We start from the raw sequence: 22,414 nt of genomic DNA on the forward strand, positions 1-22,414 counted from the left end.
TGTCTGATTTACTGCCGTGGAATGTTGATCTAGGTAAAGCAGAATAAGCTTCACCGGTTAATTGACCGCTTACCTTTTGTTAATAGGGCAGCTATGTGGCAACACTTGAATCAAATTTCAGAAGCAACGCACTCAGATAGATATGCTCTTGTGATTATGGATGGCGCAGCGTGGCATACGGATGATATAGCCAAAGACTTTAATAATTTATCAGTCCTCAAATTGCCACCTTATTCTCCAGAGCTAAACCCTATAGAGCAAGTATGGCAATGGTTAAGACAGCACTGTTTGGCAAATCGGTGTTTTGAAGGCTATAACGATATCGTTGAGCAGTGTTGTAAAGCCTGGAATATATTTATTCAGTGCAAGGATAGGGTAAAAAGTTTGTGTACACGAGACTGGGCTAATATGGGCAAAGTCTAATGCGGATTGGTATCACGTGTTGGGTGTGAAAAACAATAATTACTACAGCTATCAAAAGCGAAAGTCTCTGGCACCGGTTGATACAGAGCATCAAGAGATGTTGCAGTGGGTGAACAATATTGCCGAGTTTAGCGATAACACCTATGGACAAAGGCGGGTTCAAAAGGCATTGAATTTACTTGATTACCCTGTTGGGCGTAGAAAAACAGCGCAATTGATGAAAGAAGCAAACGTTTGGGTGCGCTATTTCAAGAAGATAAGCAGAAGATGTATGATGAAGATGGCGCCAGTATTCTGGCTATTTTAAGGCGTTGGGCATTAAATCTAGTTAAGTTACATCCCGCTAAAACAAGCCAGAATCAGAAATTCAATAGGGCTTGTTGGAGTGATAACTTCAGGGAAGAGATTATTTTTGGCGCTGGTCAAAAAGTGTAATCAGCACCCTGGTGTTTTACAAACTAACATTGGTACTTGATAAGCATCCAACAGAATACTCGTTTTAGATTCGTAGCCATCACCTGAACTAGGTTTTAATGAACTTAACAAATTAAAATTTTTGCAGAATGTTTCAAGTTCCCGATCAAGCTTTATGAGTTTGATATCAATTCTACTCAGCTCAACATCGACAAGTAAATTCTCAAATCTCTTGCAAGGAGTTTTTCATTATTCTGCATTAATAACTCACCATTCAAAGCTGAACCACTGCTAAATTAACAATTAGCGAATGTGCCTAAATTTACTTTACATCATGATTTGTACCAATTTATAAGAAATTTAGCTACATAAAAAGGTAAAATATCAATATAAATTCCCTAAGGTAGTGGTCATGGATTTTTGGCAGAGAAGTTGTTCGTGCCAACAAGTCAGGCACCAAATGGGCACACAACCGAAATATCAAGCTGTTGAAGTAAAGTTATACCTTAAAAGAATTAATCTGCGGACGATGAAATTTTGAAAAGAAATAAAAACATTTTAGGGTATAATTACGATTTGGCACCATAATTTATCTTTACGGCACAGAAAGATATTTTAGAAGATTGAAATTTTTAATGGTAAGTAATTGAGTTTTAACAAGAAATGGTACACCCGAGTGGACTCGAACCACCGACCCCTACCATGTCAAGGTAGTGCTCTAACCAGCTGAGCTACGGGTGTATTTTGGGATGCTTAAGGAAAGAAAGTTGGTACACCCGAGTGGACTCGAACCACCGACCCCTACCATGTCAAGGTAGTGCTCTAACCAACTGAGCTACGGGTGTACTGATATTGCTTTCCTAACAAAGCGGTCGCTATAGTAAGTGTGATAACCACGGCATGCAAGTAAAAATTAACTTGAAATGCTTAAATGGCGATTTGCTGTGCAACTTGTCAAATTAACACTAAAAAGTCTAAGTCGTTGCAGCATAACGACCCAGACTTTTGAAGATTGTGCTTATGACCACACTTAAAAACAGACTAAGCCTGACCTTTTAATAACTCGAAGAATCTTTAATACTGGTCAAGCAATTGAGCTAATTCTTTTTTAAAGACTTCACCCAGTTTGGGATCGTGCAAGCCATATTCAACAAATGCTTTCATATAACCTAATTTGTCACCACAATCGTGTGACTTACCTGTCATATTAAATGCTTCAACGGTATTGGATGCTATCAACATATCAATTGCATCCGTTAATTGGATTTCATCGCCTGCACCAGGTGGCGTTTTAGCAAGTAAAGCCCAAATTTTTTCTGATAATACATATCGCCCAATGACGGCCAGATTAGAAGGGGCTTCAGATTGATTAGGTTTTTCAACCATTCTGGCTATCTTAGCTGAATGCCCTGGGATAATTTTCTCACCATTACAATCCGCGATACCGTACTTATGCACATCCTTTTCGGGAACGGGTGCAACCATAATCTGACTTGCTTTCGTTTCTTTGAATCTTGCGATCATAGAAGCTAAATTTTCAGTACGTTGATCCGCTGAATAGTTGTCCAGAATAACATCTGGTAACACCACAGCAAATGGCTCATCACCTATACAAGGCTTAGCACACAACACTGCATGGCCCAAGCCTTTTGCCTCACCTTGACGTACATGCATTATGGTCACGTTTTTGGGGCAAATAGACTGTACTTCATGTAACAACTGGCGTTTAACACGCTTTTCAAGAGTCGATTCCAGCTCATAAGATTTATCGAAGTGGTTTTCGATAGCATTTTTACTGGCATGGGTCACTAATACAATTTCTGTAATACCTGCACTGACACACTCATCGACGATATATTGAATTAATGGCTTATCCACTAAAGGTAACATCTCTTTAGGTATAGCCTTAGTAGCAGGTAACATGCGAGTGCCGAGTCCTGCAACAGGAATGACTACTTTCATTTATTTTCCTTAAAGTATTCTATTAAGTTGTTACTTAATGCAGCATAGGTTGAGATAATAATCTTATGTGATGCTCAATATGTCTGTGCAAACGTTGTATCACATTGATATAAATACTTTTCAAATATAGCACATCTTCAGATAAACGGCTTTTATCGCTTCACGATAATCCCAATTTTTTTGATCATTTTTAGAGGCTATTATGAATTGAATCGATAGGTTTCATGTTATTTTTATATCTTATTTCATTATGTTGGTAAAAAAATGACAAAATTGCTTTATCCGCTATTGCAAACAAAGTCATAAGCGGTTAAGTTTTAAAGCACAAGAAGTTCACCAGCATTTTTAGTCGAACTTAATACGAATTTTAAAAACAGCTTGTTGCTGTTTTAACTAAGAGAAACAAAACATGAACATCCAAATGACTACCATTCATCATCACCACCATATGCGGTAGCCTTCGGATGCTTACTGCCGAGGGTTTATTTCCCTTCCGGCGGTGAAACTATCACAAACCCCTGGAAGGAATTTCAGGGGTTTTTTGTTTTCTAATTTTATCACTTTTTATTTTAACTAATTGTTTTTAAATTTTAATTTTACTTATAGGTGTTTACTCATGACTCAATCAAACCGTTTAAGAATTGCCATTCAAAAATCTGGTCGTTTATCTAAAGAATCACAGCAGCTATTAAAAAGCTGTGGTGTTAAATTCAATGTAAACGAACAGCGTCTTATTGCCCACGCCGATAATATGCCAATCGATTTACTTAGAGTACGTGATGATGACATCCCAGGCTTAGTGATGGATGGTGTTGTTGACTTAGGAATTATTGGTGAGAATGTTCTAGAAGAAGAACAACTAGAGCGTCAACTGGTCAATAAACCCGCTGATTGTACTAAATTACGTGAGCTTGATTTTGGTTCATGTCGTTTATCATTAGCGGTACCTAATGAGTTTAGTTATAACGATGCGCAATCATTAGAAGGGCTTCGTATTGCCACTTCTTACCCAAACATTTTACGTCGATTCATGCAAGAAAAAGGCATTAACTATCGTGATTGTATGCTTAAAGGATCGGTTGAAGTTGCTCCTCGAGCAGGACTTGCTGATGGAATTTGTGATTTAGTATCAACAGGCGCCACCCTAGAAGCAAATGGCTTATATGAAACCGAAGTCATTTACCGCTCGATGGCGTGTATCATTCAGTCTAACCAGCCACAAACGCCATCAAAACAAGCGTTAATTGATAAAATATTATCTCGTATTAATGGCGTCATCCGCGCCCGTGAAAGTAAGTACATTCTATTACACGCCCCTACTGAAACCCTTGATCAAATCGTTGCATTACTTCCTGGCGCAGAAAACCCAACGGTTTTACCGCTAAATGATGATACTAACCGTGTTGCCATTCACGCAGTGAGCTCAGAAGATTTATTTTGGGACACAATGGAGCAATTAACCGCGCTAGGTGCTACATCCATATTAGTGATGCCAATTGAAAAAATGATGGGGTAATGTCGATGCCAATGACACACACATCACAACTCACTACACCGATGCAAATTCTTGACTGGGAAAGCTTAACCGCTTCTGAGCAAGTTGCAGCATTACAACGCTCACCTTTAATTGGCGACAACAGCGTTGAACAAAAAGTAAAAAGCATTATTGAACAAGTCGTATTAGACGGTGATGCCGCCATTACTAAGTTTAATCAACAGTTTGATGGCATATTAGTTGATAATTTACTGTTATCCACAGAAGAAATCGACTCCGCATGCGCTAGAGTATCAACCAAGGTGAAACAAGCAATTGCCCTCGCGACGGCCAATATTGAGAAGTTTCATCAAGCTCAGGCTTTTCAACCCATCGATATTGAAACTCAAATCGGTGTTCGCTGTGAGTTACGTTCAGAAGCGGTTGAAAAAGTTGGCTTATATATTCCTGGCGGCACTGCACCACTAATATCAACCGTCATGATGCTGGCTTTACCGGCTAGAATTGCGGGCTGTGAAAAGCGGGTATTAGTGAGTCCACCACCGATCAATGATGCCATCATATACGCAGCACATGTGTGTGGTATCACTGACATTTACCAAGTCGGTGGTGCGCAAGCTATCGCCGCTTTGGCGTTTGGCACCGAGTCTATCCCCAAAGTAGATAAAATATTTGGCCCGGGTAATCGTTACGTAACCGAAGCTAAGCGTTTGGTCTCACAAGATAATCGCGTCAGTGTCACCATTGATATGCCCGCGGGTCCTTCTGAGGTATTAGTCATTGCCGATGCCAAGGCTAACCCTGCATTTATCGCAGCAGATTTACTGTCGCAAGCCGAACATGGCGTTGATTCACAAGTCATGCTCGTAACTGATAGCATGGTTCAAGCACAAGCTGTGAATCAGCAACTGTCTGTCCAGCTAGCTCAGTTACCCAGACAGGATATTGCTGCACAGGCATTAAAATGTAGCCGCACTTTGGTGGTTAAGGATATTGTTCAAGCTGTACAGGTTTCGAACCAATATGGACCTGAACATTTAATTGTACAAACAGACTCCCCCCGTGAACTACTGAGCACAATACGTGCCGCGGGTTCAGTGTTTTTAGGCGCTTATACGCCTGAATCTGTGGGTGATTATGCTAGCGGAACAAATCATGTACTGCCTACCTATGGTTATAGCCGTGCAGTTTCAAGTTTGTCTTTAGCCGATTTTAGCCGTCGTTTTACCGTGCAAGAACTCAGCGCCGATGGGTTACAAAATCTTGGCCAAGCGGTGATGACATTGGCGGAGAACGAACTATTGGATGCTCACAAAAATGCAGTGGCTATTCGTTTAGCTAGCCTAGAAAAGTAGCGGTAATAACAATGAATATATTCGACGCAAAACAACTCGCAAGACCTGAGTTACTTGAATTAACACCATATCAAAGTGCAAGACGTATTGGTGGCCGAGGTGATATCTGGATTAATGCTAATGAATCTCCATTTAATAACAGTGATTTAGACAAAATCAATCGTTACCCTGACTGTCAACCACCTGCATTAATGACTGCTTATGCTGCATACGCTGGCGTGAAAACGAGTCAATTAATTGCCAGTCGCGGCGCAGACGAAGCTATCGAATTACTTATTCGCACCTTTTGTGTGCCAGGTAAAGACAGCATTGCAATTTTTGGCCCGACCTATGGCATGTATGCCATCAGCGCCGCAACCTTCAATGTGGCCGTAACGGCATTAAGTTTAACAAGTGATTATCAATTACCCCAAAGCTGGCCAACACAAATAGGTAATGCCAAGTTGGTGTTTATTTGTAATCCCAATAACCCAACAGGAACCGTCATTAGTAAGGCAGATATAGAGCAAGCCATTATCAGTGCGCCGCAAGCAATTGTGGTAATTGATGAAGCTTATATCGAATTTTGCCCAGAATACTCAGTTGCGGATTTACTTGAAAAGTATCCTAATCTTGTGGTTTTGCGTACCTTATCTAAGGCGTTTGCATTAGCCGGTGCTAGATGCGGTTTTATGCTGGCCAATGAAGCCATTATTGATTTAGTCATGTTGGTGATAGCGCCTTACCCTGTGCCCTTGCCTGTTTCAGAGTTAGCCACAAATGCACTGAGTTCAGAGGGTATAGTGTTAATGCAGCAACAAGTGACCAGCCTTAATAAACAGGGTGAACGACTTATTCAGGTATTAACTCAAATTGGCGCAAATGTCCTCAATGCAAATGGCAATTTTGTCTTAGCTCAGTTTGAAGATGTCAGTAAAATCGCCAAGTTATTAACGGATAATGGCATTGTTGCCCGAGCCTACAAAGACCCAAGATTGGCCAATGCGATACGCTTTAGTTTTGCTTCTATCGCCCAAACAAACAAATTAGTTGACGTGCTATTAAGCAGCAAAAACTAAATAATATACCTACACATTTAAGGTTAGCAGCATGAAACAGAAAATCCTCTTTATCGACCGCGATGGCACATTAGTCGAAGAGCCTGCAATTGACAAACAACTCGACAGTCTAGCTAAACTGGTATTCGAACCACAGGTTATACCCGCATTGTTAAAACTGCAAAAAGCCGGTTTTAGACTAGTTATGATAAGTAACCAAGATGGTTTAGGCACACCGTCCTTTCCAAAGGATGACTTTGACGCCCCGCATAACATGATGATGCAAATTTTTGCAAGCCAAGGGGTAACCTTTGATGATGTCGTCATTTGTCCGCATTTTAACGATGAAAACTGTAGCTGTCGCAAACCCAAACTTGGCCTAGTTAAGCGTTATTTAACTGAAGGTAGAGTTGATTTTACAGAGTCGGCAGTGATTGGCGATCGCATTACAGATGTTGAACTCGCTAATGCTATGGGCATTAAAAGTTTTCAATATGATCGCAAAAACCTAGATTGGAACACCATTTGTGAGGCGCTATTAAGTAAAGGCCGCCAAGCGACTGTTGTGCGAACCACAAAAGAGACTGACATTAAAGTCACTATTGATTTAGACAATCAATCTAAAGGAAACATTGAAACAGGTATTGGATTTTTTGATCACATGCTTGATCAAATTCAAACCCATGGCAACTTTAAAATGGACGTGCACGTTGATGGAGACCTTGAAATTGATGATCACCACAGTGTAGAAGATACCGCTTTAGCTATTGGCGATGCGATTCGTCAAGCTTTAGGCGACAAACGTGGCATTGCCCGTTTTGGATTTAGTTTGCCAATGGATGAAGCCAATGGTGAATGCTTAATGGATATTTCTGGACGTCCGTTTATCAAATTTAACGCTGATTTTGAACGAGAAATGGTTGGCGAAATGGCCACAGAAATGGTGCCGCATTTTTTCCGCTCATTTGCCGATGGACTGCGCTGCACCTTACACATTAGCTCACAAGGCGATAACGACCATCATAAAGTTGAAGCCTTATTTAAAGTATTAGGCCGTACACTGCGTCAAGCAGTCAAAGTAGAAGGCGACATTTTACCTTCCAGTAAAGGTGTGTTGTAAGGAGTTAACGTGACAGATTTAGCGGTTTCCTCAAAAAACAACGGTGACGATCTTACCGTCATTATTGATACCGGATGTGCCAATTTAAACTCGGTGCGTTTTGCCTTTGAACGCCTCAATGCCAACATCAAAGTCACCGATGACTTTGATGTTATCCGCAGCGCTGCCAGAGTGGTTCTGCCAGGTGTTGGCACTGCTGGCGCTGCAATGGCAGGCTTACAACAAAAAGGCTTAGTCGATTTAATAAGCCGTTTAACCCAACCCGTCATGGGGGTATGCCTTGGTATGCAAATGTTAGCCTCTGTGTCTAACGAACATGGCGGCCGTGATAACAAAGCCATCAATTGTTTAGGGTTAGTTCCCACAGACATTGGTGATTTAGACAGCAAAGGACTGCCTCTACCGCATATGGGCTGGAACCAGATTAGTGTGACCGACCATCCTTTATTTGCGGGTATTGAAGACGGCAGCTACGTCTATTTTGTGCATGGTTACCGCGCACCAATTAGTGAATATACCTTAGCCAGTTGTACCTATGGTGAAAACTTCAGTGCAGCTATCGGTAAAGATAACTTTTTTGGGGTGCAATTCCACCCAGAAAAAAGTGCTGTGGTCGGTGCAAAAATTTTACAAAACTTTTTGAATATGGGGAAAGCACAATGATCATTCCAGCAATTGATTTAATTGATGGTCAAGTGGTGCGTTTATACCAAGGCGATTATCAACAAAAAACCACATTCGATTTAAGTCCCCTCGCCCAGTTGCAGTCATACCAAGCGCAAGGCGCAAAATTGCTGCATATAGTTGACCTAACAGGAGCTAAGGACCCCGCAAAACGCCAGATAAGCTTAATTGGTGAGTTGGTAGCAGGGTTAAACACTGATATTCAAGTGGGTGGCGGCATTCGCAGCGAAGAACAGGTAAAAGAGCTGTTAGCATTAGGTGTAAAACGAGTAGTGATTGGTTCTTTAGCGGTAAAAGAGCCTGAACTGGTTAAAAGTTGGTTTGTTAAATATGGCAGTGATGCGATTTGTTTAGCATTGGATGTCAACATTAATGACGCTGGTGAAAAAATTGTTGCGGTGTCGGGATGGCAAACTGGCGGTGGTAAGTCGTTAGAGTCATTAGTTGCTGAATATCAAACGGTTGGGTTGCAACATGCCCTAGTGACCGATATTAGCCGCGACGGGACTTTACAAGGCGCTAATACTGATTTATATCAGGAACTAAGCAGTAAATACCCCAACATTAGTTGGCAAGCCTCAGGCGGCATTGCCAGCCTAGATGATGTGGCGGCGGTGCGTGATAGTAAAGCCAATGGCATCATTATTGGCAAAGCGTTATTGATTAACAACTTTACCGTCAAGGAGGCTATCTCATGCTGGCCAAACGCATAGTTCCGTGTCTTGATGTTCGTGAAGGTAAAGTGGTAAAAGGCGTCCAATTTCGTGACCATGAAATTGTCGGTGACATCGTCCCGCTTGCTGCACGTTATGCTGCTGAAGGTGCCGATGAGCTAGTCTTTTACGATATCACCGCCAGCGCCCATGACAGAGTCATCGACAAATCTTGGGTCAGCCGCGTAGCTGAGCAAATTGATATTCCATTTTGCGTTGCCGGTGGGATTAAAACCATTGAACAAGCCCGTGAAAAGCTTGCATTCGGTGCCGACAAGATTTCAATCAATTCACCTGCATTGTCAGATCCAAGTCTTATTTCGCGTTTACAGGATGAGTTTGGCCGCCAATGTATTGTGATAGGTATCGACTCTTTCTATGATGCCGCTTCACACAGCTACAAAGTCAAACAATTTACGGGGGATGAAGCTGCCACCAAAGACACCCAATGGTTTACCCAAGATTGGGTTGAAGAAGTCCAAAAGCGCGGCTGTGGAGAAATAGTATTAAATGTGATGAATCAAGATGGCGTGCGCGGCGGCTATGATATCAAGCAATTAAGCATGGTTCGTGCGATATGTGATGTGCCTTTGATTGCATCCGGTGGTGCTGGCACCATGGCACACTTTAAAGAGGTATTTGAACTCGCTCAGGTCGATGCAGCGTTAGCTGCAAGTGTTTTTCATAAAGGCATTATCGATATTGGTGAATTAAAGCAGTATCTTCGCATCCAAAATATTGCAATTCGACTGTAATAAGCCTCAAACATAAGAGAGTCAAGATGACACAAATAACATTTGATAGTGCAAGCTTAGCTTGGGACAAACAGGACGGATTAATCCCCGCAGTTGTGCAAAACCACTTAACTGGCAAAGTGCTCATGCTAGGTTATATGGATAAAGCCGCGCTTGAAAAAACCTTAACCAGTCAAAATGTGACGTTTTTCAGTCGTTCTAAACAACGTTTATGGACTAAAGGCGAAACTTCAGGCAATACATTGCAGCTCATTGCTATTGATAAAGACTGCGACAATGACAGCTTGTTGGTTCAAGTTATCCCTAACGGCCCGACATGTCATACAGGTACAGAAAGTTGCTGGCCTGATGGCAATGCTCATTCTTTTATCGATAATCTCACCAAGGTGATTGTTTCGCGCAAAGGTCAAAGTGCCGATTCAAGCTATACGGCGTCCTTGTTTGAGCGTGGGACTAAACGTATTGCGCAAAAAGTGGGTGAAGAAGGTTTAGAAACAGCCCTAGCCGCGGCAACGAACGATAAAGAAGAACTGATTAACGAGGCCTCTGATCTGATGTATCACTTAATCGTGTTACTGGAAGATCAAGGGTTGTCGATGGCAGATATTAATCAAAATCTACTGGATAGACATACAAAAGCCAAAAAGTAACCACAATTCAAATACAGTAACTTAAAAGTAAAGAATCCACCTTCTGAAGAAGGTGGCTTTGATATCACTGCCTAAAAGGGCGCTTTCCTACCGTGCGTTACAAGACGCTATCCCTATAGGCTCTACTAAATCATCCCTGATTTAGAAGCTTGTATCACACTATTAGCAAAGCTCACGTACCACTTGAGTTAATCAGCTATTGAACGTACTTCAGGCAGAGCCTAATTGATGATAAGGGCCTAATGAAGTAGGTGGTTTAGGGATGAAAACAAAAACATTCCAGACGTTAAGTTCGGCTGGAATGTTTTTTTATGTAAATCGAAGAACAGCCTGTTATAAATTCAGTTAACACATACGTTATCAAGTCGATGCTAAGGATTTATTAACTTAATTTAAGCACATTTGTAATGACTTAACGACGCTACCATTTCAATTTATATATTTTTATCACCATGATTGATCGTCAAATTACCATCAAGGTGAATATCTCTTTGCGGGTATGCAATACAAATATCATTTTGATTAAATAACTCATAAATTCTAAAACGAATTTCACTGCGTCGACGGCGAATGTCGGTTTCAGATACCGCATTTACCCAAAATACCATGTCAAAAATGAGGGCGTTATCACCAAAATCTTCAAATAAAACAATAGGTTTAGGGCTCGGCAAAATATCATCTCGCTCTTCTAAAACCTGAAATAACAATGATTGCACCTTTAGCACATCGGAGCCATACGATACACCAACACGCACAAAAGTACGGGCATTTTTATCAATCAGTGTCCAGTTAGTCACGGTATTTTCCAGCAACTGGCTGTTGGGCACTAACATGTGAACACCGTCATTACGTCGGATCAAAGTGGAGCGAGTATTGATACACTCAACCACACCGCGGGCATCACCTACTTCTAAGAAGTCACCTATGCGAATTGGACGCTCCCACATTAAAATCCAACCCGAAATAAAGTTGTTAATAATGTTCTGCGCACCAAAACCAACACCAATGGCTATCGCACCGGAAACAAACGCAAAAGCCGTTAAAGGGATATTGAGAATATCCATGCTCGTAATGGTTAAAATTGCAATCATCAATACCAAATACATGCGTGAAAATAAATGTATTGCATCCGCACTAACATTGCGTTTTTTCAGGGCTTGAACGATGATTTTGCCAACACGAGTGACAATAAACCAAGTTAAGAAAATATAAATAGGGACTTGGATTATCTGTAATAACGTTATCGGACGATTATCATAGGTAAATACAACAAAGGATAATACTGACAATAAATCATTAAATTCCATTAAAGTGATCTCTTAGTGTAATGATGATCATATAAGAATAAGTTTAGTAGAATTGAGCCTCTCCGGGAGGACGGGTTTTTAATATCTTCAAAAACCACATGTATTGTTCCGGATAGGCTTTTATGACTTGCTCTACGATTTGGTTTAATACTAGTGCCTCATTCTCTTTAGTGTCCATAGTAGCGGTTTCAACTTCAGGCAGTACCGTTAAATTAAACACTTTATCAATTTGATCGTATCCAATCGTCACAGGCATCACTTTTGCGTTACCAGCCTTAGCCAAACGGCCAACAACAGGTAACGTTGCTTTGGTTGTACCTAAAAATGGCGAAAAAACACTTTGCTCTGGTCCCAAATCTTCATCTGGCAGATAGAAAAAACTGTGATCATTTTTTAATTCAGAGAGCAAAGCGCGAATGCCTGCTTCTCGCATATAAATTCTGCCCCCCATACGGCTGCGTAAACGGTTACTAAACCAATTAAATAAGTTGTTACGGTGAGCTTTAGCCATAGATACCATGGGTATTTCAAGATTTAACCTTAATCCTGCATAATCAATTGGCCAAACATGGGGCATGATAAAAATAATGGGGCGACCTTCTGCCCTTACTTTTTCAACATGTTCAAATCCATGTAATTTAACACGTCTTTTAATATGGGCTTTAGAGCGGCAAAGTAATTCAGCCTGAGATAACAGACAAAGTACAAATGCATCGACATTCTGTTTAATCAGCTGATTAACTTCATTGTCGTGCATTTCAGGAAAGCAGTGGCGAATATTAATACGCGCAATATCAATTGGCTTACGAGCGATTCGCATAACCAGCTTGGCCAACACATTTGTAATTGGATCACGGATGACTGCTGGCAAAATACCAAATAGAAACAATATAAAAATTGCCAGCCACGTAGCCCAATTGCGTGGGTGTAATAATGCTAAAGTAAAGCGGGTATCAAAATACTTTTGTTGTCGAGCCAAAAGATAAACCTCATCAAAAAATTGCGACCGAATAATAGCATGCTAATTTAGATCAGCAAATTTCAAAAAAAAAGCCACTCTACCTGAGTGGCTCTTTCATTGTTTTACATAAAGCAGATAAGCTTAATTCAACTTGTGAATTTATTTCTTGCCAGCGTTAGCGGCTTCTACTCGTGCTTTTAACTTTTGTCCAGGACGGAAAGTCACAACACGGCGCGCAGAAATTGGAATATCTTCACCAGTTTTCGGGTTCCTTCCCGGTCTTTGATTCTTATCCCTAAGGTCGAAGTTGCCAAAACCAGATAACTTGACCTGCTCACCATTTTCGAGTGCTTCACGAATTTCTTCAAAGAAAGACTCCACCATCTCTTTAGCCACACGCTTATTAATACCAAGTGTTTCAAATAGATGTTCTGCCATTTCGGCTTTGGTAAGTGCCATACTTTAATCCCTCAACGATGCGTTGAACTCGGTCTTCAGAGCAGATATTACAGCGTCCATGGTCGCAGTAATGTCTTTTTCTTCAAGCGTACGAGTAGTGTCTTGTAACGTAAGTGCGATTGCCAAGCTCTTTTTGCCGGGCTCTACACCTTTACCTAGGTATACATCGAACAAGTTTAAGCCAACCAACTGATTTTCGCCAACTTTTCTTATCAAATTAATAACATCAATTGCAGATACTTGATCATCTACAACTACGGCGATATCACGTCGATTAGCTGGAAACTTAGATACAGCTTGGGCTAGCGGCAAACTGGCATGTAATAAAGCATCCAGTTCTAACTCAAAAACGATTGTTTTGCCATTAAGTCCAAAAGGTTTCTCCAAATTCGGGTGGATAGCACCGATATGACCAATGACTCGATTATTTCTTAATATTTCAGCACATTGTCCTGGATGCAGCGCAGGATGTGTTGCTGCTTTAAAACTAAATTCAGAAGCGGCAACTGTCAAGCCGATTATTGCTTCTAAATCACCTTTTAAATCAAAGAAGTCGACAGTTTTCGATTCCATCGACCAATGTTCGTCGTTTTGAACACCTGAAATCACTGCACCTATCATGGCTTGCTGACGAACGCCTGCATCTGCATTTTCGTCAGGAACAAAGCGTAAACCTGTCTCAAATAAGCGAACACGGCCTTGCTGGCGACTTTGGTTGTAACCGACAGCGGTCAATAAACCGGTAAACATAGACAAACGCATTGACGACATCTCTGTCGAAATTGGATTTGGCAAAATCATGGTTTGTTGTTCCGGATGAACAAGGGCTTGCATTTTAGGGTCAACAAAACTGTAAGTAATTGCTTCTTGGAACCCTCGAGCCACGAGCATGTTACGAACACGCTTAAGTGGAATGTTGGATTCTTTATGATCTGACATATTTAATGCAGCTTGCGGCGCTGTATTAGGAATATTGTCATAACCATAAATTCGAGCCACTTCTTCAATCAAATCTTCTTCGATTGCCATATCAAAACGATATGTTGCCGTTGTCACAAGCCAATCATGATTTTCTGTTACAACGCTAAACCCTAAACATGTCAGAATTTCTACAACATCAGAGTCAGGAATAACATGACCTAATGTTTTATCTAATTTGCTGCGACGTAATAAGATTTTTGCAGGTTGAGGCAAATGTTCGCTAGCTAGCGCTTCAATGACTTGCCCCGCTTCACCACCGCAAATATCTAATACAAGACGGGTAGCGCGATCCATTACCTTATGTTGCAGCTGTGGGTCAACGCCACGCTCAAAACGGTGTGAAGCATCGGTATGTAAGCCTAAGCGACGAGATTTACCCATAATCGCTAAAGGAGCGAAGAAAGCACATTCTAAAAGAATATCTTTTGTTGTGTCACTCACTCCCGTTGCTTCGCCGCCAAAAACCCCCGCTAATGCGATAGCTTGTTTGTCATCCGCAATCACTAAGGTGTCACTTGGAACCGTAATTTCATTACCATCAAGCAACGTGAGTTTTTCAACACCGTCAGCTAGGCGCACATTGATGCCGCCATTGAGGGTATTTAAGTCAAACGCATGCATTGGTTGACCAAATTCAATTAACACAAAATTGGTGATATCGACGATTGGATCAATTGAGCGAATACCACTACGGCGCAATTTCTCCTGCATCCATAATGGCGTTGGCGCGTTAACATTGATATTTTTAACCACACGACCTAAATAACGAGGACATGCAGCTTTAGCTTCAACATGAATGGCAATCGGAGCATCAATACTTGCTTCAACAGCTTGCCAAGATGGTTCAACAACCGCTTGACGATTTAATACACCCACTTCACGCGCAAGACCTGCCATGCCTAAACAATCTGCACGGTTTGCGGTTAGATCGACATCAATGACGGCATCATCTAAATCTAAAAACTCACGAACACTTTGGCCAATTGGCGCATCAAGTGGTAATTCAATAATACCGTCACTTTCGATATCGATGCCCAGTTCAGAGTATGAACACAGCATTCCGAAAGACGGCTGACCACGTAACTTGGCTTTTTTGATTTTAAAGTCGCCAGGTAATACTGCGCCAACCATAGCAACAGCCACTTTTAAACCTAAACGACAATTGGGTGCTCCGCAGACAATATCAATCAGTTCTGCTTCGCCAACATTGATTTTTGTGACCCGTAATTTGTCTGCATCTGGATGCTGACCACACTCAACCACCTCACCCACAATCACGCCACTAAAATCAGCAGCAACAGGGTCAACACCGTCGACTTCAAGACCTGCCATGGTAATTTGGTGTGATAATTCGTCACGGCTTACGGTTGGGTTAACCCACTCACGAAGCCAAGATTCACTGAATTTCATCTAATATTGCTCCGTTATTTGAATTGCTTGAGGAAACGTAAATCGTTTTCAAAGAAGGCACGTAAATCATTTACGCCGTAGCGCAACATGGTCAAACGTTCAACGCCCATACCAAAAGCAAATCCAGAGTACTTCTCAGGATCAATACCTACGCTGCGAAGCACATTAGGATGCACCATACCGCAACCTAATACTTCTAACCATTTGCCGTTTTTACCCATCACATCAACTTCTGCTGAGGGTTCGGTGAATGGGAAATACGATGGGCGAAAGCGAACTTGTAGGTCTTCTTCGAAAAAGTTACGTAAGAAGTCATGTAAAATACCTTTTAATTCAGCAAAGTTTACATTCTCAGCAACCATTAACCCTTCTACTTGATGGAACATAGGTGTGTGGGTTTGATCGTAGTCATTACGATAAACACGACCGGGTGAAATTATGCGCAATGGCGGCTGTTCATGCTCCATGGTTCGAATTTGAACACCCGATGTTTGAGTACGCAGCATAACTTTTGGATTAAAGTAAAACGTATCATGATCTGCCCGAGCCGGATGATGTTCTGAAATGTTTAATGCATCAAAGTTATGGAAATCATCTTCAATTTCAGGACCATCTTTAACCGTAAAACCAAGCTCACCAAAAAAGGTTTCGATACGCTCGATAGTACGGGTGACAGGATGTAATCCGCCATTATCTATAGTGCGGCCAGGTAAAGTAACATCGATTTGCTCGGCTGCTAATTTAGCTTCAAGCTCAGATGCTTTTAAGCCATCTATACGGTCAGATAACTTCTGCTGTACAGCCTGCTTGGCTTGGTTGACGGCTTGTCCAAAGGCAGGTTTTTCTTCTGCACTTAATTGGCCCATCATTTTCATCATGTCAGTGATTTTACCTTTTTTACCTAGGTAATCGACACGGATATCATCCAATGCCTTTAGATCACTGGCCTGCTCTATCACCGCTAAGGCTTGTTCTACGATCTCTGTTAACTGCTGCATTTATTCATCCACTGCATCTGGGCATTACTTATGCGATATTTACCATCATGTTTGACGGTAAGATGTCAAAATATCCCTTAAGCTGACTTAAATGATATTTTTCGATCAATTAAAATAAAAGAGACAAATTTTACGTTAGCAGCCAACAGATTACTAGACCTTTTTAGCCACTTATGTGCTGTTTTAGTTCACTCGCACCAATAATCATTAGGCTATTTTTGAATTACAAAATAAATTACCTCGATTGAGATTTAAATTCGGTGGAGCAAGCTCATCACTGCGAGTACACTTGCTTTATGGCGCATTCGTTATTTGCATCGCCTTTATTTGGTTTATAAATTAATCAACCAACCTTAACCCTGAGTTTTAAACTAAAGTTAACCAAACCAATACCGATAGATGTTTATCGTATTTGGCTAAATACCAAGCCCATGACAACAAGAGGCACTAATGAAAGAAGTAAAATTTAGATGGATAGACCAATATCTTATCCACATGACTTTAAAAACCAAATTTAGCATTTTAGCCATCGTTCCCATGTTGATGATTATTGGTTTAACCGTATTCCTCAATCATCAACATGCTAATAATTTAATGTCTAATACCATTAATAATCAGCTGCAGTTCATTACACAAGCCAATAATTATTTAGATGATGCTTATAACTTAATCGATGAAACTAAGCATAATGACTTGAATAGCCAACTATCTAACACTAGCCAATTAATAGCAGTGGATAACCTAGATAGCCAACTACGAAATTTGGCTCAACAAGGCGGCGGTGTTGATATACAAGGCAATAGAATTCGTGTTGTCAGTAGCGTGAACAGTCATGACCGGGTCATTGTCAGTGAGCTGTCAGCCAATCAGTTAATAAAAGACGATACTAATACAAATGCGGCTTACGGTGTTATGGTGGTGTTATTAATCGTACTTTTTGCCTTTGCTTATTATATTTCTACCTTTGTCGGTGGCGCGCTATACACCACAGTTATGGCATTAAAACGTGCTGCTAACGGCGACTTAACCGGCCGATTAAACTTTTTCGAAGTCAAAGATGAGTTTAGTATTTTAGCAATCAGCATTGATGCGTTAGTTGAGCGGCAGCACACATTAGTTAAGCAAATAACTCACGCAACCGATCAAATTCGTACTGTTGTTTCAGGTTTTAGAACAACCGCTCAACAAGGCCAATCGATGGCGGTTAATCAGCGCCAGCATTTGGATTCACTCGCCACTGCAATGGAAGAAATGACCGCTGCGGTAAAAGAGGTTGCACGCAATGCTGAGCAATCATCCAGTGAAACAGAAGAAACCAACAGCCAGGTTTCTGCTGGTTCAAAAGACATTGAAACAACCGTGCACGCCATTGACGTATTATCTAATGAGATTGAACAGGCATCGAACGCCGTTGGCATATTGAATGATAATGCCAGTAAAATTGATGCCGTTGTCACAACCATTAATGCAATTTCGGAACAAACTAACCTATTAGCATTGAACGCAGCGATTGAAGCGGCTCGTGCTGGTGAACAAGGTCGTGGTTTTGCTGTTGTTGCTGATGAAGTTCGTACGCTTGCTGGCAGAACACAATCTGCTACAGTTGAAATAAAAACCATGATTGAAGCATTACAATCAGGGACGCGCAATCTGACCCAGTTAATGTCGCGTACGGTTGAACAAGCTTCTGAAGGCAAAAAACATGTGCTACAAACGGGTGAAGACTTAGTCAATATTGCCCATCATAGTCATCGGGTATTGGAGATGAGTGTACTAATTGCGACCTCTGCTGATGAACAATCTGCCGTGGCGAATGAGATTGCGACCAATTTGATGGAAATTCGTAATCAATCTCATCATGTCGAGCAATCGGCAAATCAATCGGTATCCGGCTGTGATGAGTTACACGCAACAGCTGAGCAATTAGACCAGTTATTGGTTGGCTTAAAGCTTTAATTATTTTGGTGTAGTGCGCATTAAAAAAGGTGCTTCGGCACCTTTTTTAGTGTTTAAAATAAGCCTTGTGATCCTGCATGCTCCTTCGCTATTTCTGATTGCATATTAACTTCAACTAGGGTTTATCGATGGGCTCATTAAGCTCAATTAAACAGGTTGAGCTTTTATTGTCACAAACTTGTCATTTGTTTTCGAAGCAAGGCGCATTAACATGTCGAAGCAGGCCTATTGCACGTTAATGAAACGCAGTTATCAAGAAAAATGGCTGTTTAGCAAGCGTTTATCCGCCCGATCTGAGGTGTAGTAACCGTGATAAGTACCATGTTGTGTCACCACTTAGCAACACATGCATTATCGACTGCCAAGATAGATTGCTAAGGTATGTATTTCACATTCAGAAATTAAAAAGCCTTAACGTTTCCATTAAGGCTTCAACAATCTTATTGATTAATCATTATTTTTTTGAAACATCAACCATGTAATGGCCTTGTAACCAGTTACGCCCGATTAATAATTTATGGCTCATTTTGCTGCGATCTTTCAAATTAACATCAACCAGAAACTCTTGGCCAGGTTCTCCAACACTTAAGCGAACCATATAACGAATTTCAGTCCCTTGCGCATTTCGAATAAGTGAAGTACCACGAATTTTAGTGCGAATATCCACTTTTTTACCTTTATCATTTTCAGTGGTAAAGGTGATCATTTTACCGATATTATTTTCCATATCGGTTTTGTCTTCTTTTTCAATTCGAAGATTGACAGCATGCAATGAGTTTTCAACCGCGCCTGTATCAATACGTGTGTTGTAGATCAGGTTTGCTTGTTTGATATTTAATTTAGCAATTGGGCCGATTGTCTTCTTTTCAGACACATCGACAATGTAGTCTTTTTTCAGAAAGTTTCTACCAATTAATAATTTAAAATCCATATGACTGCGGTCACGTAAGTTAACGTGTATTTTCTTTAACGCATCTGGAAAGCCGACTTCTAAATTCACCATGTAACGGGTTTCAGTACCCTGTGAATTTTTAACCGTTGAAGTACTGACAATTTCAGCACTCATGCGTTTTTTTTCACCTTTTTCATTTTCGGTTGTAAATTCAACTGTTTTACCAATATTCTGTTTCATCTTCTTTGCTGCGCCGCCAATGATCGTTAAATCAACTGCGTGCAATGAGGAGTTAACAGCCCCAGTATCCATACGAGCATGAAACATCAAACCAGACTTTTCGACTGTCATCATTTCAGTTTGCTTTAAAATCTGCTTATCTGCGGCATGAGCAACCGTTAAACTTAAACACAAAACAATGGATAAAATAATGCTTTTCAACATGTTTGTTCCTAAAAATGGATATTGAGGGTAAAAATAACTAACGCAATAAATGATCAATTTCTTGATCAAATAAATTTTTGATTAAACCAGAAAACTCAGCAATAAAAATACTTTGTTCTGGGGTAGCTTTATGGTTAGCGACTTGAGCTAGAATTTCTTCTAAGTCATAGACAATCGCGTCAATTTCACGGATAACCATATTGCGCTGTGCAAATGATAATTGTGGGTTTTGACCACACACCATAATAATTTGGGCGGATAATTGCTCTTCAAACAATTCTAAAACGGTTTCTGACACTAAAGCATCATTTGAAGGCGTTTCAAATAAGCCTAAATGTTCAGTTAAGTACTGAATCAAATGCATATAACCGTCTTTATCTGTAACCATTTTAACTCCAAGGATTAAGTTGATAATGTCATTTTATGCACGGAGATTCTTATTATGTTTAATCCCCAAACATAAATTGACATTACCGATACAATACGCCTGCTCTATTGCGATAAGGTTATCACAAATGACACAGGAACAGCTAAGCTGATACTGGTCAATCCGGCAATATCACGTAACTTTTCAACACCTCTAGCAAGGTCAAAATCCCCCGCTTGAACAACCACGGGAGTTAAGCTGGTCACAACCATCTTCTTTGCTGATAATTTAGCCACTAATACATTAAAGGATTTTATTTGCTTCTTACCATGCAGCGCAATTTCTCCATCAACCTGTAAAGTCATTACCTCACCGATATGTAAATCAGCAAGTAATTTAGGGTTTACTGCAGCATTAAGGGTTAATTTAGGAAACTGAGCCACTTCAAACAGTAGGCCTTGCATTCTTTCATCCCTAATGGCGATGCCGGTATCTACACTCGTTAAATCAATTGCTAATGAAAAATTGCCTGCTTCGGTCAAGGTTCCTTCTACCTGCTTAAAACGATGAACTTCAGCAATATCACTTTTCTTAATAGAAATAAAACTGACTGTAGATTGATTATTATTCACCGACCAATCGCCAGCAAGAGCAACATTGGATAACAATCCGAGGGCAATAACTGATAACCATTTTTTCATCTTAAAATCCTTTTGCAAGTATAAAAGTGTTTTGATTATAGATCAGCGATGTTTAACTAACCATTTATCTAATGATTGTGCAAAGGCATGTTTGTCCGCTTGGGAAAAACTATTTGGCCCTTGAGTATGAACACCACTGCTACGCATTTCTTCCATAAAGTCACGCATTGTTAATGTTTGTTTAATATTTTCAGGTGTATATACCGTACCACGGGGATTAATAGCCAGCGCCCCCTTCTCAATGGCATCTGACGCTAAAGGGATATCGGCGGTAATGACTAAATCACCTTGTGTAAGTTGCTCAACGATATAATTATCTGCTTCATCAAAACCTGAGTTAACGCGGATCATGTTAATAAAAGGCGATAAAGGAACTTTTATCATCTGATTTGCCACGAAGACGATATTGATTGATTTACGCTCTGCCGCACGAAACAACATCTCTTTAACCGGATTAGGACAGGCATCTGCATCAACCCAAATTTTAGCTTGCATCATTACCCCTTAATTATGGCGCCAATCGATCAATTTGCCACGCTGCATCTGGCGATTTGCTATACAGAAATCTGTCATGCAAACGGTGTTCACCACCTTGCCAAAATTCGATACTGTGCGGACGTATTAGATATCCGCCCCAAAACTTAGGTAATGGCACATCACCCTGTGCAAATTTTGCTTTCATTTCCGCAAACTTGCCTTCTAAAGCCTGGCGAGCAGAAATTTTACTCGACTGTTTTGATACCCAAGCCGCAATTTGGCTATCCTTGGGTCTGCTCATAAAATATTTTGCCACTTCAATCATAGACAAGGGCTCTGCTTCACCTAACACAGACACTTGGCGGTCTAGAGGATGCCAAGGAAAATGTAAACTCACCTTGTTATTCGTTTCGATATGACACGCTTTGCGACTTTCTAGGTTGGTAAAAAAAACGAAACCATTATCATCAAACTTTTTAAGTAACACTATGCGTTGAAATGGTTGACCATCTTTATCAACCGTAGCAACACACATTGCCGTCGGGTCTGATAAATTCGCATCTTTGGCTTGCACTAACCAAGTTTCAAATAAGTCCATTGGATTACTGGGTAAATCTGCTCTTCGTAATCCACCTTGGGTATATTCGCGGCGGATATCACTTAAATCGCTCATATATTTCCTTTAGTTAGCTAAGTAACCTCAACTGGGGATAATAAACGCTTACCAAACAGCGCTTTGTCTTGCTAACTGCGTTTCATTAACGTGCAATAGGCCAACTATTGCAGTGCTAATGCAACTTAGTTTCAAAACAAATAACAAGTTTGCTACAAAATAAGCTAAATCGTTTTATTT

The 22,414-nt window shown here is 40.7% G+C and carries 21 protein-coding genes, 2 tRNA genes and 2 pseudogenes; 12 read left to right on the plus strand and 13 right to left on the minus strand.

The window, feature by feature from the left end; translation table 11 throughout:
• Positions 1-72: 72 nt before the first annotated feature.
• From OHT75_RS07735 to OHT75_RS07745, 3 genes and pseudogenes are all read left to right on the plus strand, one after another.
• Positions 73-423 (plus strand): annotated as a pseudogene (locus OHT75_RS07735) (transposase); the annotation flags it as partial.
• Positions 424-520: 97 nt separating this feature from the next.
• Positions 521-730 carry an IS3 family transposase gene (locus tag OHT75_RS07740; protein WP_264725993.1) on the plus strand — a complete coding sequence of 70 codons (210 nt, stop codon included), beginning with the start codon at positions 521-523 and terminating at the stop codon, positions 728-730.
• Positions 658-858: pseudogene (locus tag OHT75_RS07745) on the plus strand (ISAs1-like element ISSpu13 family transposase); the annotation flags it as partial. The gene OHT75_RS07740 and the pseudogene OHT75_RS07745, both read left to right, overlap by 73 nt.
• Before the next feature lie 643 nt (positions 859-1,501).
• Here OHT75_RS07745 and OHT75_RS07750 read toward each other — a convergent pair.
• The 3 genes from OHT75_RS07750 to galU all read right to left on the minus strand — a co-directional run bounded on the left by OHT75_RS07750 (position 1,502) and on the right by galU (position 2,799).
• Positions 1,502-1,578, minus strand: a tRNA-Val gene (locus OHT75_RS07750).
• Between the two features lie 27 nt (positions 1,579-1,605).
• Positions 1,606-1,682 (minus strand) — tRNA-Val (locus OHT75_RS07755).
• A 229-nt stretch (positions 1,683-1,911) separates the two neighbouring features.
• Entirely contained in the window at positions 1,912-2,799 is an 888-nt protein-coding gene (gene galU / locus OHT75_RS07760; protein ID WP_264725920.1) for a UTP--glucose-1-phosphate uridylyltransferase GalU, read from the minus strand.
• A 616-nt stretch (positions 2,800-3,415) separates the two neighbouring features.
• Here galU and hisG point away from each other — a divergent pair.
• Genes hisG through hisIE form a run of 8 tightly spaced genes read left to right on the plus strand, consistent with a single transcriptional unit; the run spans position 3,416 to position 10,608 of the window.
• Positions 3,416-4,315 (plus strand): ATP phosphoribosyltransferase, encoded by a 900-nt coding sequence (gene hisG / locus OHT75_RS07765; protein ID WP_264725921.1) that lies wholly within the window; start codon positions 3,416-3,418, stop codon positions 4,313-4,315.
• A 41-nt stretch (positions 4,316-4,356) separates the two neighbouring features.
• Positions 4,357-5,649, plus strand: coding sequence for a histidinol dehydrogenase (gene hisD / locus OHT75_RS07770; protein WP_264725994.1), 1,293 nt, complete (start codon positions 4,357-4,359; stop codon positions 5,647-5,649).
• 11 nt (positions 5,650-5,660) lie between these two features.
• Positions 5,661-6,707, plus strand: coding sequence for a histidinol-phosphate transaminase (hisC, locus tag OHT75_RS07775; RefSeq protein WP_264725922.1), 1,047 nt, complete (start codon positions 5,661-5,663; stop codon positions 6,705-6,707).
• A 31-nt stretch (positions 6,708-6,738) separates the two neighbouring features.
• Entirely contained in the window at positions 6,739-7,806 is a 1,068-nt protein-coding gene (gene hisB / locus OHT75_RS07780) for a bifunctional histidinol-phosphatase/imidazoleglycerol-phosphate dehydratase HisB (protein WP_264725923.1), read from the plus strand.
• Between the two features lie 9 nt (positions 7,807-7,815).
• Positions 7,816-8,469, plus strand: a complete 654-nt coding sequence (gene hisH / locus OHT75_RS07785; RefSeq protein ID WP_264725924.1) for an imidazole glycerol phosphate synthase subunit HisH — start codon at positions 7,816-7,818, stop codon at positions 8,467-8,469.
• The gene (hisA, locus tag OHT75_RS07790; RefSeq protein WP_264725925.1) at positions 8,466-9,203 is read left to right on the plus strand and encodes a 1-(5-phosphoribosyl)-5-[(5-phosphoribosylamino)methylideneamino]imidazole-4-carboxamide isomerase; all 738 of its coding nucleotides are present in this window, start codon (positions 8,466-8,468) and stop codon (positions 9,201-9,203) included. The genes hisH and hisA overlap by 4 nt, the downstream gene beginning before the upstream one ends.
• A complete protein-coding gene (hisF, locus tag OHT75_RS07795) occupies positions 9,185-9,958 on the plus strand; it encodes an imidazole glycerol phosphate synthase subunit HisF (protein WP_264725926.1) in 774 nt (257 codons plus the stop codon). The genes hisA and hisF overlap by 19 nt, the downstream gene beginning before the upstream one ends.
• Positions 9,959-9,984: 26 nt before the next feature.
• Positions 9,985-10,608, plus strand: coding sequence for a bifunctional phosphoribosyl-AMP cyclohydrolase/phosphoribosyl-ATP diphosphatase HisIE (hisIE, locus tag OHT75_RS07800; RefSeq protein WP_264725927.1), 624 nt, complete (start codon positions 9,985-9,987; stop codon positions 10,606-10,608).
• 434 nt (positions 10,609-11,042) lie between these two features.
• Here the strand turns inward: hisIE and OHT75_RS07805 are convergent, their stop codons facing one another.
• The 5 genes from OHT75_RS07805 to pheS all read right to left on the minus strand — a co-directional run bounded on the left by OHT75_RS07805 (position 11,043) and on the right by pheS (position 16,724).
• Positions 11,043-11,915: a mechanosensitive ion channel family protein gene (locus tag OHT75_RS07805; protein ID WP_264725928.1), complete on the minus strand. Its 873-nt coding sequence runs from the start codon at positions 11,913-11,915 to the stop codon at positions 11,043-11,045.
• Positions 11,916-11,958: 43 nt separating this feature from the next.
• On the minus strand, positions 11,959-12,894 hold the full coding sequence (lpxM, locus tag OHT75_RS07810) for a lauroyl-Kdo(2)-lipid IV(A) myristoyltransferase (RefSeq protein ID WP_264725929.1): 936 nt from the start codon (positions 12,892-12,894) through the stop codon (positions 11,959-11,961).
• 141 nt (positions 12,895-13,035) lie between these two features.
• On the minus strand, positions 13,036-13,335 hold the full coding sequence (gene ihfA, locus OHT75_RS07815) for an integration host factor subunit alpha (protein ID WP_188839917.1): 300 nt from the start codon (positions 13,333-13,335) through the stop codon (positions 13,036-13,038).
• Between the two features lie 3 nt (positions 13,336-13,338).
• Positions 13,339-15,726 carry a phenylalanine--tRNA ligase subunit beta gene (gene pheT / locus OHT75_RS07820; protein WP_264725930.1) on the minus strand — a complete coding sequence of 796 codons (2,388 nt, stop codon included), beginning with the start codon at positions 15,724-15,726 and terminating at the stop codon, positions 13,339-13,341.
• 14 nt (positions 15,727-15,740) lie between these two features.
• On the minus strand, positions 15,741-16,724 hold the full coding sequence (pheS, locus tag OHT75_RS07825; protein WP_264725931.1) for a phenylalanine--tRNA ligase subunit alpha: 984 nt from the start codon (positions 16,722-16,724) through the stop codon (positions 15,741-15,743).
• Between the two features lie 450 nt (positions 16,725-17,174).
• Here pheS and OHT75_RS07830 point away from each other — a divergent pair, with 450 nt between their 5' ends.
• Entirely contained in the window at positions 17,175-18,680 is a 1,506-nt protein-coding gene (locus OHT75_RS07830; RefSeq protein WP_264725932.1) for a methyl-accepting chemotaxis protein, read from the plus strand.
• A gap of 454 nt (positions 18,681-19,134) precedes the next feature.
• Here the strand turns inward: OHT75_RS07830 and OHT75_RS07835 are convergent, their stop codons facing one another.
• The 5 genes from OHT75_RS07835 to pdxH all read right to left on the minus strand — a co-directional run bounded on the left by OHT75_RS07835 (position 19,135) and on the right by pdxH (position 22,234).
• Complete coding sequence (locus OHT75_RS07835; protein ID WP_264725933.1) at positions 19,135-20,016, minus strand: putative ATP-dependent zinc protease; 882 nt, start codon at positions 20,014-20,016, stop codon at positions 19,135-19,137.
• A 37-nt stretch (positions 20,017-20,053) separates the two neighbouring features.
• A complete protein-coding gene (locus tag OHT75_RS07840) occupies positions 20,054-20,404 on the minus strand; it encodes a DUF3802 family protein (protein WP_264725934.1) in 351 nt (116 codons plus the stop codon).
• 104 nt (positions 20,405-20,508) lie between these two features.
• Positions 20,509-21,084 carry a YceI family protein gene (locus tag OHT75_RS07845; RefSeq protein ID WP_264725935.1) on the minus strand — a complete coding sequence of 192 codons (576 nt, stop codon included), beginning with the start codon at positions 21,082-21,084 and terminating at the stop codon, positions 20,509-20,511.
• Positions 21,085-21,126: 42 nt separating this feature from the next.
• On the minus strand, positions 21,127-21,582 hold the full coding sequence (locus OHT75_RS07850; RefSeq protein ID WP_264725936.1) for a YaiI/YqxD family protein: 456 nt from the start codon (positions 21,580-21,582) through the stop codon (positions 21,127-21,129).
• 10 nt (positions 21,583-21,592) lie between these two features.
• Positions 21,593-22,234: a pyridoxamine 5'-phosphate oxidase gene (gene pdxH / locus OHT75_RS07855; protein ID WP_264725937.1), complete on the minus strand. Its 642-nt coding sequence runs from the start codon at positions 22,232-22,234 to the stop codon at positions 21,593-21,595.
• Between the last annotated feature and the right edge of the window lie 180 nt (positions 22,235-22,414).

This window comes from Shewanella subflava, from assembly GCF_025971955.1.
GTDB classification, from domain to species: Bacteria; Pseudomonadota; Gammaproteobacteria; order Enterobacterales; family Shewanellaceae; genus Shewanella; species Shewanella subflava.